The sequence below is a fragment of the Okeania sp. SIO2C9 genome, assembly GCF_010672455.1.
In the GTDB taxonomy this organism is placed as follows: domain Bacteria; phylum Cyanobacteriota; class Cyanobacteriia; order Cyanobacteriales; family Microcoleaceae; genus Okeania.
The window spans coordinates 42,853-60,008 of sequence record NZ_JAAHGO010000054.1 but is presented as its reverse complement, the minus strand read 5'-3'; the positions used below and the strand labels follow the sequence as shown (position 1 = coordinate 60,008).

At 37.4% G+C, this 17,156-nt stretch carries 15 protein-coding genes and 1 pseudogene; 10 read left to right on the top strand and 6 right to left on the bottom strand.

Annotated features, from left to right (window positions below; genetic code table 11):
* Positions 1-305: 305 nt before the first annotated feature.
* Complete coding sequence (locus tag F6K23_RS29240; protein ID WP_293162281.1) at positions 306-1,931, bottom strand: sodium:proton antiporter; 1,626 nt, start codon at positions 1,929-1,931, stop codon at positions 306-308.
* Positions 1,932-2,534: 603 nt separating this feature from the next.
* On the bottom strand, positions 2,535-2,777 hold the full coding sequence (locus F6K23_RS29235) for a hypothetical protein (RefSeq protein WP_293162279.1): 243 nt from the start codon (positions 2,775-2,777) through the stop codon (positions 2,535-2,537).
* A gap of 845 nt (positions 2,778-3,622) precedes the next feature.
* Here F6K23_RS29235 and F6K23_RS29230 point away from each other — a divergent pair.
* The 4 genes from F6K23_RS29230 to F6K23_RS29215 all read left to right on the top strand — a co-directional run bounded on the left by F6K23_RS29230 (position 3,623) and on the right by F6K23_RS29215 (position 5,150).
* Positions 3,623-3,952: a hypothetical protein gene (locus F6K23_RS29230; RefSeq protein WP_293162277.1), complete on the top strand. Its 330-nt coding sequence runs from the start codon at positions 3,623-3,625 to the stop codon at positions 3,950-3,952.
* 398 nt (positions 3,953-4,350) lie between these two features.
* Complete coding sequence (locus F6K23_RS29225) at positions 4,351-4,464, top strand: transposase family protein (protein ID WP_293156155.1); 114 nt, start codon at positions 4,351-4,353, stop codon at positions 4,462-4,464.
* 306 nt (positions 4,465-4,770) lie between these two features.
* A complete protein-coding gene (locus F6K23_RS29220; RefSeq protein WP_293162285.1) occupies positions 4,771-5,043 on the top strand; it encodes a hypothetical protein in 273 nt (90 codons plus the stop codon).
* A complete protein-coding gene (locus F6K23_RS29215; protein ID WP_293155918.1) occupies positions 4,986-5,150 on the top strand; it encodes a hypothetical protein in 165 nt (54 codons plus the stop codon). The genes F6K23_RS29220 and F6K23_RS29215 overlap by 58 nt, the downstream gene beginning before the upstream one ends.
* A gap of 1,283 nt (positions 5,151-6,433) precedes the next feature.
* On the opposite strand, the gene F6K23_RS29210 is transcribed toward F6K23_RS29215, so the two are convergent.
* The gene (locus tag F6K23_RS29210) at positions 6,434-6,628 is read right to left on the bottom strand and encodes a hypothetical protein (protein WP_293162275.1); all 195 of its coding nucleotides are present in this window, start codon (positions 6,626-6,628) and stop codon (positions 6,434-6,436) included.
* A gap of 455 nt (positions 6,629-7,083) precedes the next feature.
* Entirely contained in the window at positions 7,084-8,625 is a 1,542-nt protein-coding gene (gene crtD, locus F6K23_RS29205) for a C-3',4' desaturase CrtD (protein ID WP_293162273.1), read from the bottom strand.
* A gap of 1,636 nt (positions 8,626-10,261) precedes the next feature.
* Between crtD and F6K23_RS29200 the strand changes: the two are divergent.
* The 3 genes and pseudogenes from F6K23_RS29200 to psaK all read left to right on the top strand — a co-directional run.
* Positions 10,262-11,077 (top strand): annotated as a pseudogene (locus F6K23_RS29200) (choice-of-anchor L domain-containing protein); the annotation flags it as partial.
* A gap of 276 nt (positions 11,078-11,353) precedes the next feature.
* Positions 11,354-11,461 carry a PEP-CTERM sorting domain-containing protein gene (locus F6K23_RS42975; RefSeq protein WP_375340796.1) on the top strand — a complete coding sequence of 36 codons (108 nt, stop codon included), beginning with the start codon at positions 11,354-11,356 and terminating at the stop codon, positions 11,459-11,461.
* Between the two features lie 987 nt (positions 11,462-12,448).
* A complete protein-coding gene (gene psaK / locus F6K23_RS29195; protein WP_124146237.1) occupies positions 12,449-12,709 on the top strand; it encodes a photosystem I reaction center subunit PsaK in 261 nt (86 codons plus the stop codon).
* A gap of 585 nt (positions 12,710-13,294) precedes the next feature.
* On the opposite strand, the gene F6K23_RS29190 is transcribed toward psaK, so the two are convergent.
* Positions 13,295-13,747, bottom strand: a complete 453-nt coding sequence (locus F6K23_RS29190) for a hypothetical protein (protein WP_293162268.1) — start codon at positions 13,745-13,747, stop codon at positions 13,295-13,297.
* Positions 13,748-14,383: 636 nt separating this feature from the next.
* Here F6K23_RS29190 and F6K23_RS29185 point away from each other — a divergent pair.
* The 3 genes from F6K23_RS29185 (at position 14,384) to F6K23_RS29175 (ending at position 15,768) form a co-directional block, all read left to right on the top strand.
* On the top strand, positions 14,384-14,815 hold the full coding sequence (locus tag F6K23_RS29185; protein WP_375340795.1) for a L,D-transpeptidase: 432 nt from the start codon (positions 14,384-14,386) through the stop codon (positions 14,813-14,815).
* A 91-nt stretch (positions 14,816-14,906) separates the two neighbouring features.
* A complete protein-coding gene (locus F6K23_RS29180) occupies positions 14,907-15,656 on the top strand; it encodes a L,D-transpeptidase (RefSeq protein ID WP_293162264.1) in 750 nt (249 codons plus the stop codon).
* Entirely contained in the window at positions 15,643-15,768 is a 126-nt protein-coding gene (locus tag F6K23_RS29175; protein ID WP_293162262.1) for a hypothetical protein, read from the top strand. The genes F6K23_RS29180 and F6K23_RS29175 overlap by 14 nt, the downstream gene beginning before the upstream one ends.
* Before the next feature lie 543 nt (positions 15,769-16,311).
* On the opposite strand, the gene F6K23_RS29170 is transcribed toward F6K23_RS29175, so the two are convergent.
* Complete coding sequence (locus tag F6K23_RS29170) at positions 16,312-17,109, bottom strand: Uma2 family endonuclease (RefSeq protein WP_293162283.1); 798 nt, start codon at positions 17,107-17,109, stop codon at positions 16,312-16,314.
* Positions 17,110-17,156 lie beyond the last annotated feature (47 nt).

Sequence of the window (17,156 nt, the reverse complement as noted above, 5' to 3'; positions counted from 1 at the left end):
ATTAAACGGACGTGGAGGCAAGCGTAAGACTACCGCATCTGGCAGCAGCAGCCTGTGAAGCGTCAACCCACCGAGGGGCTTCGGCTCGGTAGGAATCCCCGCGCCTTTAGGCCGGGGAGGATGTCAAATTGATTCTAAATATATTCTTGCCTGAGATTGGTCATCAAATATTCTATTCAATGCGCTAGTATCTAAATATAGTTTCATTAATAGCTAATTTTTGGTTCAATTTATCATCTAATTTTCACAGAAAAAACAAGTTTTTTAACCGTGTCTTGAAAAAAGAGTTGTTTCTTTATGTACAACTACATTTTTATTTTTTCAACTACCACCACAGGAATTAAACTCTTTTCCAAAACAGCTTGAGAAACGGAACCAACTAACACATTCTCCCATAAACGATGCCCTTTTTTCCCCATAACTATTTCTGCTGCTCCATACTCTTGTGCAACAGAAACTATTTCCTCCGATACCACTCCCGCAACAGTCACAAACCGATACCGAATATCTGCCAAAAGTTGCCTTGTTTTCTGTCGTAGTTGCTCAATACTTTCGGCATCCTCAGACTGAATAACGTGCAATACCACAACTTCCCCATCACAACGTCTCGCCAACTCCGCAACTTTTAACAACACATCCGCAGCAAGAGGAGAAGTATCAACGGCAGCTAACAAAACAATACGACGAGCGATCGCTACTTTTGTTGGATCGACTTCTCCCTTGCGTAATAGTTTTGGAGCAAAGGTAGGTATTGCCCAAGCTCCCAAAGGTGCTGTGACTAAGATAGATAAGGCAGCGATCGCTAATATTGTTTCTCCTCCCTGAATACCTGCTGCTAGAGGAATAGCACCAATAGCTGCTTGCACGGTTGCTTTAGCGGAATTTCCAGGCAGCAAAAATAGACGTTCTTGCCAATTCCAGTTACTGCCCAAAGTTGAGAGGTACCAACCAAACATCCGCCCGACTAAAGTACCGACTGCTAAAATTAACAACCCCACCCATAAGACATTTTCCAACACTTGCAAAGGAATACTAGCACCGAGTAACACAAACAAAATTATTTGCGCCACCACCCACAAAGTATCAAAACTATTTCGCAACCGTCGCGCCAGGGGTGCATCAAATTCGATGACAAAAAATCCTGTTGCCATGACTGCCAAATAACCAGAAAATATGGGAAATTTTTCCGCTAAGACGACTAACAAGAGAGCAAAACTGGCTGCGACTAAAGTATCCTGGGTAGCATTTTGAGTCCAATTTTGTTTGACTAACAGCAATACTAATATTCGTGCTGTCAACAACCCGGCGATCGCTCCGAGAATAATTTGTAAAATGACTTGAAATGGTAATAGTTGTAATGCGCTGAGAGTGATGCCACCAGGTAAATTTATGCCAGTAGTTGTTCCCTGAGATAAAAATGCCAGCAAAAGGCTAAAAATTAACAATAGCAAAACATCTGACAAAGCACTACCTGTCAAAATTGCATCAGGAATACCTTTAGTTACACCCCAACCCAAACTTTTGAGGCGCAACATTCCGGGAACAATAACTGCGGGAGACTCAGCACCGATGATACAACCCAATAACAACCCGGTGGCAAAGTCAAAATTAAGTAACCACATTGCTGCGAGGGCGATAACAAAAGTTTCACAGGTTGCGGGGAGAAAACCTAACCGTATCGCAACACTTCCCTGTTGTGCTAATTTTTCTCGGTCTAACCCTAACCCTGCTTTCATTAAAATGACCATAACGGCGATCGTGCGTAGGGAGTCGGCAGCTTGCAAAATACTAGAGTCAATGGTATTGCTAATTTGAGGGCCTAATAATATTCCGACTAACACCATTCCCACCAGTGGCGGTGCTTTTAATCTAAAGGCTATTTGTCCGACAAAAAAACCTATTAGTAATATCCAAATAATGCTTTCTAACATAAGAAGGAAGAGGAAAGAAGAAATAAGGAAGAAGGAGGAAATAAAGTCTATAAATTTATTGGATTTATTAACAATGCTATATTTGTTATATTTTTCATCTCAAAATAATTATTTCTTTGCTGTCATTTTGTGTTCATATATTTACTCTAAATATTTGCTTTGTAGTCAAGGAAAAAGCTGTTTAATTTGAAAGTTAATACTGTAATACTAATTTGAATAATCTCTGAAAATACCAAGCCTTGATGAGATAGATTTGTAAGTGCTAATTTGTAATAAACATTTATCAAATCAGTCTAAGTGACATTAGTATTTTCAGGGATTTCAAATATATAATTATATATTTTTTTTCTTATAAACAGCCTTTTGCCGCACTATCAGTTTCGTAACATTCTTTTTTCAAATTGGTATAATATCATGTCCGGTAGCATCGGTCTTGTATAGTAAATAGGCAACAGGCAACAGGCAACAGGCAACAGGCAAGAAAAAAACTTAAATTTCCTGCAAATATCCACGCTAACTTTTACACAAACGATTGCCTTCGGACATGATATAACTCATAAGTAGAGAAAGTAGTGTAATAGCCAAGGAATTCTACAGCTATAATCAATCTAAAATATGGTGGAATAAAAATGGTTTCTCATCAAGATAGAGTGAAAAAAAATCCATGCCAAAACTCCTAGTTAAATCAACAAAAAGATTACCATAAGGGAATGTATAAGCGAGAAAATATGAAATAAATCTACTTAGATAATACCGACTCAAAGCATTAGATATCGCTCCTAAAATAATAGCAATTGGAGTTATAATTTCTGGTCTTTGCAATAGTTGTTGTAATAAATTATTCACATCAAACCTCTTTAATTAAATTCAGGATTTTAGTTTTCTTAATTTAGTGGTACTTATAGCAGTTTTCATTAACATAGAATACAGAGATTTTGGCTTAAAGGCAGCTATGCTGAGGGCAGAAGGCAGAAGCTTTGTAGTCTACCTTTGTGAAAACCGCTATAATGTCATGTTTCATATCAGTGAGGTAAATCTGTAGTGGATAAGATGCCTACACTACAAAGACTTTATCATTAATATTTGCACTTCATATACCACCGAATTTGCTGTATATTATGTCTGATTGAATATTGATAATATTTATGGAATGTTCAAGGTAAAAAGGAATAATAACTAATTATCCAAACATGATATTACCGAATAATTAATAATTAATAATTAAATAATTCGCGCCTTGAAGCCTCCCCTTTCACGGGAAAAATAAATAAATAATACTTCCTTACATTCAATCAAGAACGGTTTTAACCAGAGGTAATTATCCATTATCAATTAATGAATGATAATCTCTGATTAATTTTAATTAAAATTAATCTACTGTAAAATGGTAAAATATGCAAGTTTTTATAGATAAAAATATCGCTTTTTACTTTTCCTTAAATCACTTAAGTAATTAATTATTGATTTGTTGTAAAATATTTAATTTAGGAAAAATAAAATAAGATGGTTAATCGCAAACCAAATTATACTAAAACATTTATGGAATTAGAAAAATCTACATCAAAGTTTTGGCCTGTAGGATTATATTAAGCGGATATTTTAGAAGATAACGCTGATGAAAAATATAATTGTATTGAGGAGTGCTATATGATAAATTATGAAAATTAAATCATCAAAAGAGAATAAATAGAATGGAAAATGCCCTAGAGTCAAAAGAACAACAACTAGCAGTAATAGAAGCAAATGCTGAAAAAATAGGAGCGATCGCCCATCAAGGATATCAACTACTTTCCGAAAAAGGCACGGTAATAATTTTTAGACAGTTAGAAGAAAATAGTACCGTTTTAGCAGACTGGCAAGTTAAGTTTAAACCGATGAGTCAAATAGGAACAATGATTAGTGATTGGCAACAAGCTGGTTTAGGAAAATTGATTAATAATTATAATCCAGAAGTTGCTGTGGTCTGTACTTTTTTATATCCAAATGGCAGTCATACCAGTTATCATTTTCAGATGGAATAAGCAATAATTTATTAGCTTTTCGGAAAAACAAGTTATTTATTTAAAGTTATTAACTATTACCATTTTTCGGAGATTTAGAGCTGATTTATAAAGTAAATATTAGACATCTCCAAAATAAAATTTAATGTAAAATTGTAGTAGCCAATTATATATACGCTGTGGCCAATGAACCAAGTATTAGAATATATTTATAACCATCCACTCATAAACAAAGAGAATTATTGGCATTACAGACAAACAACTAATAAAATTAATAGAAAATGCTCAAAAAATTGAATAAAAGAAAAGACAAGCGATGGCTAGCCTAGGAAAAAAGATTAATCAAACAAGGAGGAGGAAGGAAAAAATCTTTAAATCATAGGGAAGAAATAATTTTGACCTTGTATTATTTGCATCATATGCCTACCTTGAAATTACTAGGGATAATTTTTGGAGTAAGTGAATCAACAGCAAATAATATATTTCATTATTGGATAGATATTTTTCGGGAATTATTACCAGCAAGTTTATGAGAACAAGCTTAGGAAAAAACAATCAGAATATTTATGGATTAAAGAAATATTAACAGAACTAGAATTGATTGTAGATAGTACAGCAACATTGTAGAGAAAGACCTGGTGAGGACCACAAACAAAAAAAATATTACTCAGGGAAACAAAAAACATACTTTGAAAAATCAAATAATTACCACAGAAAAAGCGAGTGCTTAATTCGCCGTCCCACGGCGAATGTAAGAAGCACTCAAGACAGGACAAGAAATAGTAGATGTCATTTCAGTTATCAGTTATCAGTTATCAGTACCTCTGCAATAAGGAGGCTTGAAATCTGAAATATTCTCTTTTTTTATCCCCTTAAAAGGGGAGGCGCATACCCAGAATTTTTCGGTAATAGTGGGAGAAAGAAGGCCAGAAAGTGAGATTAATTTACTGAAGAAACAACAAAAAAATTTTGATGATGAACAAAAATTCAAAGGAGATAAAAGAGATCAAGGTGGAGCAAGAGTTTCTACACAAAAAAAACTAAAAACCCAAAAATGTCACCAGAAACTAAAGAAGAGAATAAACGGAAAGCCCAAAAAAGAATATTTGTAGAACAGGTAATAAGGTTGATAAAAATATGCGCGTGTGGCGCGAGAAAGATTGAGATTAAAAGAGAAAAATTACGAAAAAGTAATTCTAACAATATGTGGTTTAGTTAGGTTAAGAATTGGAGAATTAATATTAGTATAAATTCGGATTGAACACAAAAAAAATGAGGAAAAAAGTGTAATCAAAAAGTTGATTAGTAACAACAAATAACTCTAAGAACTGATGACACGGTAGAAATTGGCTACTTTTCTCTATGGCGATAGCTCTGGAAAAAGGTAGTTAGGATAGGCGTTTGAGTATTTTTGGAGATGTCTATTAAGAGGCTGAATCTCTGGCAATACCAGGGTCTTGGGAGTTATAGTCCAATAATGCCTAAATCCCTGAGAGTTAGATGAAATAAGGGTTTTATCTAAGTTTACAAATCAGATATTATAAAATATATATAGCAGATTGCAGATATATGAGGTATAAATATTAATGGCGTTGCTGAATTGAAGTATGAATGTGCGATTGTTTGGTTCTGGTAAAGCCCCCGCACATCCCCCAATTTTGGGGGACTTTTAGAGTTTTATTCCCCCCAATTTTGGCCTGCTAGGGGGGCAAAATCATACCCATAATCAGCAACGCCATATTAATGATTTTTGTAGTGCGTGCATCTTGCCCGCAACAGATGCACCCCACGGATATGAAAGATGCTGTATCAGGACTTACGCAAATTGACTTTTAAAGCACCATTTGTAGGGGCGAATGGTATTGGCGTTCCGCCAAGCTCCGAATGGCGCCCTCGCTATATGTAGAGTCTCTGGGTAAGTCCTGTGTATATAGGAATATAGGATAAGAAAAAATCTATAAAATATTGATTATTTGACAAAAAAATTAAAGCAAGCTATTAGACATCTAGTAAAAATCAAAAATAAAATCAATTCTTATCCATAAATTATCAATTATTCCCCTCCTGGGAGGGGGAGGGGGAGGGGCGAGGGGTGGGTTCCCTGTTGCCTTCCGGAGCTGTTGCCTACCTTTGCTATACAATACCGATGCTACCGGACATGATATTATATCAAATCCGTTAGCTTCGGAGTAATATAATTCTGTTGCTCGTCATACAATCGGTAAGGTGCAAATGCCATTTACTAACGCAAAGCTCCGAATGGCGCCCCTACATATGGTGTTTTCAAGGTGAAGCATGCGTAAGTCCTGATAAATTTTTTCCCTCCTGAGTTCTGAGTTCTGAGTTCTGACTCCTACTTCAAAAGATTTTATACCGATGCTACCGGATTTGATATTAGGGGTGGATTGACTCCTCCTGACTTAACCATTCTATAACTGTTTAACCGGATTTGATATAATAAAAATGTTCTTCTCAATTATCTTGAAACTCACATTCCGCACTTCATAATGTAGCACAAAAAGATACATGAATCGCGATCAGAATTTCAGCCCATAATTTCAGTTTTTTGTTGATGAATTTCAAGTAATTTTGAGCCTGAGGAACTGTATAAAATCCAGTTTTTTCAACTGTTTTACTAGCTTTAATGCTTTCTTTTTTTCGATTGTCTACTCCTAAATTTTGGTTAATTATTTCCACAATTCCTATCTCGTCAATTAGTCATGCTACTATTCCTAAGTGGTCGAGATTTTGAACTGTTATTTATTCAATTAAAGACACTTTTTTCAATAGTAAATAACTTAGCGAGGAGTCAGAACTCAGAACTCAGAACTAATATCATGTCCGTTGGTATCGTTTGTGTAAAAGTTAGCGTGGATATCTACAGGAAATTTAAGTTTTTTCTTGCCTGTTGCCTGTTGCCTGTTGCCTGTTGCCTATTTACTATACAAGACCGATGCTACCGGACATGATATAACTGATAACTGATAACTGAAATGACCTTCTCTATACAATACCGATGCTACCGGACATAATATCAGGAGGGAAGAAAAAAAGAAGGAACAAAAGTAAAGATAATTTCAGTATTTCTTCGGTACTGTTTGAACTTTTCTTTCCCTTCTGAGTTCTGCCCTCTGCCTTCCTTGTATAAGTATTCAACCAGACATAATATTACCCTCAGTTTCAATCTGTCGCACCACAGTCAACGCTGAATAAGACACTCCTGCCGTACCCTCTCCTGGATGAGTTGAATCTCCTACCAACCATAAATCCTGAATGGGAGTACGATTGGCAAATCCAAAAGGTCCGAAAGTTGAAAGACGCTGACCGACACCACCCACAACACCTTCCTCCCGTGCCGTAAACTTAAAAAAAGTACGAGGTGTAGCCGCTTCTTGATGAACTATTGTTTCTGGTTTTAAATAAAAATATTCACTCAAACGAGCGATCGCCTCCTCTGTATATTGCTGCTTCAACCCCTGATAATCTTTGCAATGTCTCCAAATTTGAGTATTGGTAAAACTGGAAGCTGTAATTGTTGCCTTGCCTGTGGGAGCGCGACCGTCTCCCGGATGACTCACTGATACAAATAAAGAATTATTTTCTCCAATGGGGCCGTCATAATTGTAGAAAAACTGCAAATGAGGCGGACAGTTTGCTGGAATAGCACTTTCATCTACTCCCAAATAAATCACAAATGCACCCGATGGTGAAGGGAGTTTATTCACTCGGTGTTTGTAACCAGGTATTGGGTGTGAGGTCTGATTTTCATCTTCCACTAACTTTACTAAGTTTTGCACGGTGACATTAGCCACAATATGGTCGGCAGTTTCTACCCAAGTTTCTCCAGTTTTTTGATTTTTGACTCTGACACCAGTAGCTTTACCCTTATCTATACATATCTGTTCTACAGTATGACCCATCAAGAGTTGTCCTCCGTCTCTTTCTAAGGCTGCAACCAGGCGATCGCTTAATACCTGCATACTTCCCTGAAGATGATACAAACCTTGAGGAGCTTGGGAAACAGCTAAAGCGGTAGCAGCATAAAGTAGAGCTGTTTCTTCTGTACCTACTTGAGAGTAAAGTTTCAGTTGTAAATCCAGAAATGTTTTCAACCGTAGATTATCATTCAAACCATACAAGCGTAACGCATCTGCCACCGTCATCAAAGTAAATGGAACTGTAATCAAAGTATCCAGACGTACTGCTTTTGCTAACTGCCACATATCCCAAATATTACGGGGTGGTAACACTGGGTCTCGCCCTTGAAACTTCCAACTTACCTCAAATAATTTTGTCATTAGTTGCCAAAAAGGTTCGCAACCGGGAAACTGACTAAGTCTCTCTTGTTGCCATTTTTTGGGGTCGCGCCAAACATTAATAGGTTGAGTTTCTCCTGGTAAAAATACGGCACAGGCAGGATCGCAGTTGGTAGCCTTCGGAATGTCAATCTCCAACTCAGAGAAAATCCGGTGATGAATACCACCAGTTTCTAAACCTGCTACTTGAGTAGCACCAACATCGAAAGTGAAACCGCGTCGTTTAAAAGTAGAAGCGCAACCACCAGGAACGATCGCTTGGTCGAATATGTGGACTTGATAGCCTCTATGGGCCAGTAATGCTCCTGTTGTTAGGCCACCAACACCTGCACCGCATACCACAATTTTTGATTTTTGTATAGTCTGTTTAGAAAACATAGAATTTATATTAATATTTCTTAATTAAATATTAGTATAATAAACGATAATCTATAATTTTATCGGCTTTTTGGACAAGGCCAGAACAGAACAAGGAGAAAATGCCTATAAAACATTAGGCATTATTTTTATGTCAATTGTTATTTATACCTCTTTCAAAGTATTGCTATTTCAAAAGTATTGCTAGTTCAAGTTTAGACAAATTCAGATAACTAATAGTCGCTTAATTGCTAAAAATTTCAGGCTGTGCCTGGTCTGAAGCGAGGAAATATCATATAGAAATAGCCAGAGCGGTGAGGACTGATGCGGATAATGATCTTTAGACAGGGAAATGTTTTTCCATCTGTTCCCAGATCAGGTTTTCCCTGCTATAGAACCCATTTGATATCTATTTAAAAAGAGATGGGTAGATGGGTAGACAGGGAGGGTAGGGAGTATTTTTCAACCTGCTTGGTGCGCGTTCCCGAAAAGGAGTCAGCATTCCCTCACAGGAGTGCGCGTTCCGCAAGCGAGCTGTCGTCGTCGCGGGGTCGCACCGCGACTCCCTGATCCCTTTTCACTCAAATTTATAGTCCTAACCAAACAAAGTACTGCTATATAAATAGCTTTTTATTATGAAGATTTTGTAAAGCCATTCAAAATGTTCACAAATAATAATTGCTCAAACATTTTAGACTCTCTTCAAGCTGAAACAACAGAATATCAACAATAAAGTTTATTTTATACATCCGCATAAGTACAAAAATATTTTGATCGAACTAACTAATTTATTATGAAGATTCTGTAAAGCAACTCAAAATTTGGTCAAAAGTAATTGAGTTTATCCGTATATATGCTAAGAAGAATAAAGCAATCGAAATATTGATGATGATTGCTTAAATATTTTTCCCGGTGTATTCTACGATGATTTTCATTAAATTAGCACTTATTATGAAGATTCTGTAAAGCAACTCAAAATTTAGTCAAAAGTAATAGAGTTGATCCGTATATATGCTAAGAAGAATAAAGCAATCAAAATATTGATGACGATTGCTTAAATATTTTTCCCGGTGCATCCTACGATTATTTTCATTAGATTAGCAGCTTATTATGAAGATTCTGTAAAGCTACTGAAAATTTAGTCAAAAGTAATTGAGTTTATCCGTATATATGCTAAGAAGAATAAGAAGACCAAAATATTAATGATTAAGCTGATATCTTATACTTACTGAATTCTATAACTCTACTCCCAGGGATGGTTAGAGGATTAGGTTTTTGTAATTATCAAGATACAGCACAACACATTCCTTCCCCACCACTCCCAAATTCTTCTGTAAGACTATTTTCAAAGTACTAAAATTGAGTTCGCGGTCTTTGCAGTTACAGCAATGCCCGATCACTCTAAAAATAGCTATTAATCATACAGAAACTTTACAGCTGTCATCAAAAATCTAACTATATTTATCATTGCTACTGATATGTTTTATTAACTAAGTCGGCGGCAAATTTGGCATCTTCTCAAGACAGCAATATAAGCCTGAAAAGCACAGACTATCGTAATGCCTTGAGGATAAGGCCAAAAAAAACTCAACAAAGCGCTCAAATATTAACTATTTCCACAAACTTAAACATTTTATTATTCAGGAGACATCAACCTATGACTATTTCCAAACTTATCAAAAAATTTGCCACCACTCTCGCCGGAACAGCTTTCGTTACTCTTAGTGGTACCACAGCAACTCAGGCAATTTCTATAACTCCCACCAGTAATGGCAATGATTTGCTCAATGAAATCCTCGGCAGTGGGATTACCATTGCACCAGATTCTATCAACTATACAGGTGCTTCTGGTGCTTCTGGAATTTTCACCAATGGATTATCATCTGGTATTGGCATGGATAGTGGTATTATTCTGACTACAGGTACAGCTACCGATGCTAAAGGTCCTAATGATTCAGATAAGAAAACTACCGACAATGAATTTCCTGGAGATCCTGATTTGGATGAGTTGATTCCTGGGTTTGCTACTGAGGATGCAACTATTCTGGAATTTGACTTTCAAACTGAAGGAGGCGATGTTTTCTTCAATTATGTATTTGCCTCTGAAGAATATGTAGAATGGACAAACTCTGAATTCAATGATGTTTTCGGTTTCTTTCTCAATGGAACCAATATTGCTCTAATTCCTGGTACATCTACTCCAGTTGCTATTAATACAGTTAATGGGGGTAAGCCACTAGGAACTGATGCTAGTAACCCTGAATTTTTCAACAATAATGACCCTAGTGAGGGTGGACCATTTTTCGACCTAGAATATGATGGTTTTACTAATGTATTTACTGCCCAGGCACTAGGACTTAATGCTGGAACTCATCATATTAGATTAGCGATCGCTGATGCTGGAGATGCTTTTCTCGATTCTGCTGTATTTATCCAGGCAAATAGTTTTTCAGATAGTTTTAAAGAACCTGAACCAAAATCACCACCTACTCCAGACTTTCAACCAAAATCACAACTTACTCCAGACTTTCAACCAAAATCACAACTTACCCCAGACTTTCAACCAAAATCACAACTTACCCCAGACTTTCAACCAAAATCACAACCTACTCCAGACTTTCAACCAAAATCACAACCTACCCCAGACTTTCAACCAAAATCACAACCTACCCCAGACTTTCAACCAAAATCACAACTTACCCCAGACTTTCAACCAAAATCACAACCTACCCCAGAACCTGATACTTCTATTAAAGATGCCCAAGATATTCCTGAACCTTCTGTAGTTATTGGTTTGTTAGGAGTTGGTTTTGCTGGACTTTACTCAAGAAAAAAATCAATAAAGTGTAATAACTAATTTCTCAAAAAAATCAACCTCATGTATTGAACTTGATGGTTAAAACCTTGCTCCTACTAACTCCCTACTTCTAACTTCAGAATTATATTTATTTAATGTAATTTGATATTTAAAATTTTATCCAATCGCTCTTAGAGCTGATTTATAAAGTAAACATTAAGAGGATAAATACTTTACATTGTAAGGGTTTGACACTATCTAAGTCCCAAGGGCATAACTTTTGAAAAACCCATGCTAGAAAGGGATTTCAGCTCAGTTTACAAATCAGCTCTTAATAGTAATTATATTTTTATTGACATACTCCCAACGTTGCGCATAGCGCAACAACGCGGGATTCTTACATTATGAAAAAAATGACCGCTGTTTTTACAGAGGTGATGTCCTCCCCCTATGTTGACCTTGACGATAACATGCATACCTCCTAGCTTGTCAAGGGTATAGGAAGGTTTTATTTGTGGAGGCATCCGACTATTGGCCCTGGCTTGACCATCCCTCCGCTCCCCTAATAGCTACCGCCACCATCCTCCGCCAACGGGAGAGCGCGGGACTTCCCTGGCGGGAAGTTAAAAAAAAATCACCTATTTATTAACTTTTAAATATTTTTCATCAATAATTAACCAGATAAAATAAAATCACCTAGTGCAGAATGGCGGAAATAACTGACCAGTTACAAAATCCTAAAAGCCTTACCAATCAATACTTCTGACTTCTGACTTCTGACTTCTGACTTCCGCGTAGCGGCACTAGCTTATGATTTACCCCATAAATTTTGAAACGCCTATAGTCATTTTTTTTCATCACAAAAACTCTATTGATACCTTCCACTGTTTCCTACTCCCAATTTCTGTAAGAGTCCTCTTAAATCTAAAGCTGGATTTGTAAAGAATTATTACTAAGTTACTCTAGAAGAGAAAATACAATTATTTTCTGGTATAAAGATGCCACTTAGGTTTTTGATTGACTACATATAATTAAGGAAAAGAAAAAATGCTTTACTCAACTTTACTAGCAGTTGGCCCTAATACTTTTAGTTGGAGTCCCAAAATTGCTTTAATTATGATTATTTGTAATATTGTAGCGATCGCCTTCGCTAAGTTTACAGTTAAATATCCTAGCGTTGGACCGGCAATGCCTGGATCTAACTTTTTCGGTGGTTTTGGTGTAGCTGGAGTTTTAGCAACTACTAGCTTTGGTCACATTTTAGGTGCAGGTGTAATTCTTGGTTTGGCAAATATAGGATCTCTGTAACATTTCCCTCAACTATAACTATTAGCAGAAAATTGTTAATTGAATTTTGATTTATTTATGGCAACTTCCCTAAAAGTTGCTTTATTTGTTTACATTACTATTGCGCAATAGTAATAAATCATCGGAACCAAACAACCAGCTTTTTGATGAGGCAAGAGATTTACCATTAAAGGGAGAAGATAGTTGACATCTCCAGGGGTTGAAACACCCTGGATTCCGTGGTTTACCCACCGCAAATGGGATCAATCCACATTTGCTTACAGCCTGAAGGGCAGACTTCTAAACTCCTCGGCATAGACCAAAATCTAGCTGTGAGCTTACTTTTTTTAGCTTTCACGAGTGGTTTTACTCAAGATGTTGGAGCAATAAATCGCTGCTTTAGCTGCCTGCTTGCTTTTCCTGCGGAATGCGCTCGCATTCAGCCGTCGTAGGAAATTAATTCCCCGTCTCCTGTCCACCGGAATTTCACCGCACTAGCTAAAGGTCATGGCGACAAACCTTGTTCTTACTTGCTATATCTAGCATAGCATGTATAGCAGATTTTTACTACGGGTTAAAATCCGCGTGTCGTTATTCAACCAGCCGTTAAAACAGGCGCTGCGTACTTCCTCCCGTTATTTTTTTAGGTTTTTTCCAGCCTATTAATGTATTATTTGACATATCAAAAGCTGAAAACTCAGACAACGCCAGATTTTCCTCCTTCCTTCTGTTGTAGATAACTAAACGCCTCCTTCCTTCTGCTATATATGCTATAGCACTGTACTGAATTTTCAGTGATATCATGTCCGGATAATTAGCGATAGAACAAAAAAACTTTCTCCTTTTCCTACTTTTTCTTCTTCCCTCCTGACTCCTGACCCAGTCCTCCTGACTCCAATGTATTTGACATATCAAAAGCTGAAAACTCAGACAACGCCAGATTTTTCCTCCTTCCTTCTGTTGTAGACAACTAAACGCCTTCTTCCTTCTGCTATATATGCTATAACGCTGTAGTGGATTTGCAGTTATATCATGTCCGGATAATGAGCGATAGAACAAAAAAACTTTCTCCTTTTCCTCCTCTTTCTTCTTCCCTCCTGACTCCTGAATCAGTCCTCCTGAGACTCCGTCGTTTATTTATCATTTTCTTTGTGGGTTTAATACCCCACCGTCAACGGGGGTGTTCAAAATTACTTGGGGGAGCGTAGACGCGGAGCGGCAGGTCGTTGACTATCCCCATGTAATTTTCCTCCTGTCTCCTGTCTCCTGTCTCCTGTCTCCTTCTTCAAAAGTATTCAACCGGACATGATAAGTAGAGCGATTTTTAAATGGATGAACCACATAGTCGCGCACCAAAACCATTGTAGGGAGATTCCATAAAACGTCTCTACTGTGGTCTACGAATCATAAAAACTACTGTATAATCAAAAACCAGCATATTTTCAGTAGTTAAGGATTGACTAAATGAATGAAAAAGTCAGAAAAAAATCTTTATCTAGATGGAGAAATAGTAGTCAAAACCACAATATTTTTAGTGATTTTCATCTGTTAATACTCTTAAGCATAAGTATAGTCATTAGCTGGAACTATTTACAACGGAAAGCTCATGCCTCAACTCCTGTTCAAAATCAAAAAGCTTCTACTAATGCTACAGACTTAATAGAAATTCAGTCTCCAATAAAATCAAAATCACCGATTACAAAAAAAATACTAAAAGAACTTTATATTCAGCAAAATGAAAAAGTTTATTTAGTCATAAAATTAAGCGATCGCCGTGTCTATATATATCAAGACGACCGATTAAAAACCAGCTATCCCATTGCTATTGGTAGAGAAGGATGGGAAACTCCCACTGGTAAATATAAAGTCATTCAAAAAATTCCAAATCCATCCTGGAAACATCCTTTTACTGGAGAAATAATACCACCAGGTCCGGAAAATCCTTTAGGGGAAAGATGGATTGGATTTTGGACAGATGGCACAAACTATATAGGTTTTCATGGAACTCCCAACGAAGAAACAGTAGGACAAGCTGTCTCTCATGGTTGTGTTAGAATGCTAAACCAAGATGTACTAGCCCTATTTGAAAAAGTAGCAATTGGTACAACTGTCATCGTAGAACCTTAAAAGAATATGAGCAGAGTTTATTGATAAATTCAGCTACTAATAATATTAGTTTTTGATAATATCTATATCATTAATATTTGAGGAGTGAAAAATGATCGAATCTACCATAAATAAATGGCTTAGTTCTATGTTGAAAATCAACAAGGGAGCATATAATTTAACAGCAATCTTCCTAAGTACAGCAATTATTATATTATCTGGTCAAAAGTTATCCATAGCTTCTGTTTATACGGCTGAGAAAACTAATAATAATCAGCAAATACAGAAGGAAGCTCATTTAGCATTTGATGATTTGATGCCAAAGCGACAACCTCCTGTTCAAGACCTCCAAAAATATTTACTAACAGAAGGAGAATCAGTTAATCCATCATTTGGTGGCTTAATGCCAAACCTGAAACGTGCTGTTAAAGACTTTCAAAAATATTTGGGAATAGAAAGAATAGAAGTAGAAAAGTTAATCCAGGTGGTACTTCGCTTAGGGGAACGACGAGTATATGTGTATGAAGGAGAACAGGAAATAGCTAGTTATCCTGTAGCAGTGGGTAAACCAGGTTGGGAAACACCAACGGGTGAATTTAAAGTTATTCAACTGGTGGAAAATCCGCAATGGCAAAACCCCTGGACAGGTGAGGTAATGCCAGCAGGGCCAAATACTGCTTTAGGATTGAGATGGATTGGTTTTTGGACAGATGGAAGAGATACGATTGGGTTTCATGGTACTCCTACTGTAGAATCTATTGGATATGCTGCGTCTCACGGTTGTGTGCGGATGCGGAATGAAGATGTGATTGCTTTATTTGAGAAAGTACAGGTGGGTACGACTGTGGTTGTGGAACCATAGCAGAAGGAAGAAGGAAGAAGGAAGAAGGAAGAAGTCAAAAGTTAAAAGTCAAAAGTCAAAAGGAAGAAATAAAAAGTTAGAAGTTCAGAAGTTACCGAAAAATTGGGTTTAAAGCCTCGCCCTTGTAGGGCGACTTTTTATTTTATGTGCAAGTGAATTGAATATGTGGTACAGTGTTATTAGTTGTCGGGGGGCACTCGGAAACTCGTGCGCGGACGTGGAGGGAAGCGTTAGACTACCGACAAGGAAGCAGCACCCTGTGTTAGCGGCAGCTATGCGAAGCAAAGCGTCAACCCGCCGAGGAGCTACGGCTCAGTAGGAATCCCCGTGCCTTTAGGCCGGGGAGGATGTCAAAGCTAAAGTTGTCTAGTCTAAACGACTCGCTTGTTTTCATCCCCCGGTTAAAACACGGGGACTTTCAATGTTACTTTTCGGTAACGGGTATTTGAGCAGCTCTCCAAAAATATTTCGCCTTGGCAGAGTTGCGCGACCCAATTATTTTGATAATTTATAACATAAGGAAGAAAGCGCCATTTGTAGAGGCTGTTAACCCCTACTTTATGTGGTGGTTATGCGTAAGTCCTGCTTTCTTTATTTCCTCATCTTCCCACACTCCCCACCCTTCCCACACTCTCGATCGCCGCCGGATTTGATGTTACTTCTGTGGATCTATTCCTGCTTCTCGAAGTAACTGTTCTAAACGTTTAGCACGTTCCTCAGCAACTTCTTTGGCCTGACGTTCTTGTTGGAGTTCTGACTCAGCAACTTCTTTGGCCTGACGTTCCTGTTGGAGTTCTGACTCAGCAACTTCTTTGGCCTGACGTTCCTCATCCAATTGTTCTTGGACATTATCTAATTGTTCTTGAACTTCCTTCAACCGTTGTTGAACCTCCAGATAATCCGCAAATAATTGACCATCTGGACGATACAATTGCAAAGTTTCTGGCAAGACCTCAAAGCGAATTCCCAATCTTGGGGAAACCCAACCGTTCATCTCATCAATTACATCTAGTAACGACCCAGAACGCAACCATCCCGTCAAATCATTTTTTTCTGGGTCATACAAATAATACTCCTCCACACCATAATTGTCATAGAATAGGCGCTTCTTGCTCATCTCCTTCAAAGTATTTCCTGGAGAAAGAATCTCAAACACCACTTGGGGAGCAATATTATTTTCCTTCCATTGCTGATAAGAACCTCGATCTCCTTTAGGTACTCCAAACGCTACCATGACATCTGGTGCTTGACGCAACTTATTATCTCCTTGTACTGGATACCAAAGCAAATCTCCAGCTACAAAGACATCAGGATTTTCAGCAAATAGCCAAGCTAGATTATGATAAAGAACCATGATCCAGCGAAATTGAACTGTATTATCTGCTATTGGTTGGCCGTCACTATCGGGATAAACAATTTCTCGATGGGTTTGGGTTTCGAGTTGTTTAACCATCATTTCTTTCCTCAAAATTTCCGCAAAACCTCTGTATAGCGCTGTGC

Bases quoted from the DNA above. Each gene is read 5' to 3' on its own strand.
- F6K23_RS29240 (WP_293162281.1), bottom strand. From the start codon at position 1,931: ATGTTAGAAAGCATTATTTGGATATTACTAATAGGTTTTTTTGTCGGA.
- F6K23_RS29230 (WP_293162277.1), top strand. From the start codon at position 3,623: ATGGAAAATGCCCTAGAGTCAAAAGAACAACAACTAGCAGTAATAGAA.
- F6K23_RS29225 (WP_293156155.1), top strand. From the start codon at position 4,351: ATGCCTACCTTGAAATTACTAGGGATAATTTTTGGAGTAAGTGAATCA.
- F6K23_RS29215 (WP_293155918.1), top strand. From the start codon at position 4,986: ATGTCACCAGAAACTAAAGAAGAGAATAAACGGAAAGCCCAAAAAAGA.
- crtD (WP_293162273.1), bottom strand. From the start codon at position 8,625: ATGTTTTCTAAACAGACTATACAAAAATCAAAAATTGTGGTATGCGGT.
- psaK (WP_124146237.1), top strand. From the start codon at position 12,449: ATGCTTTACTCAACTTTACTAGCAGTTGGCCCTAATACTTTTAGTTGG.
- F6K23_RS29180 (WP_293162264.1), top strand. From the start codon at position 14,907: ATGATCGAATCTACCATAAATAAATGGCTTAGTTCTATGTTGAAAATC.
- F6K23_RS29170 (WP_293162283.1), bottom strand. From the start codon at position 17,109: ATGGTTAAACAACTCGAAACCCAAACCCATCGAGAAATTGTTTATCCC.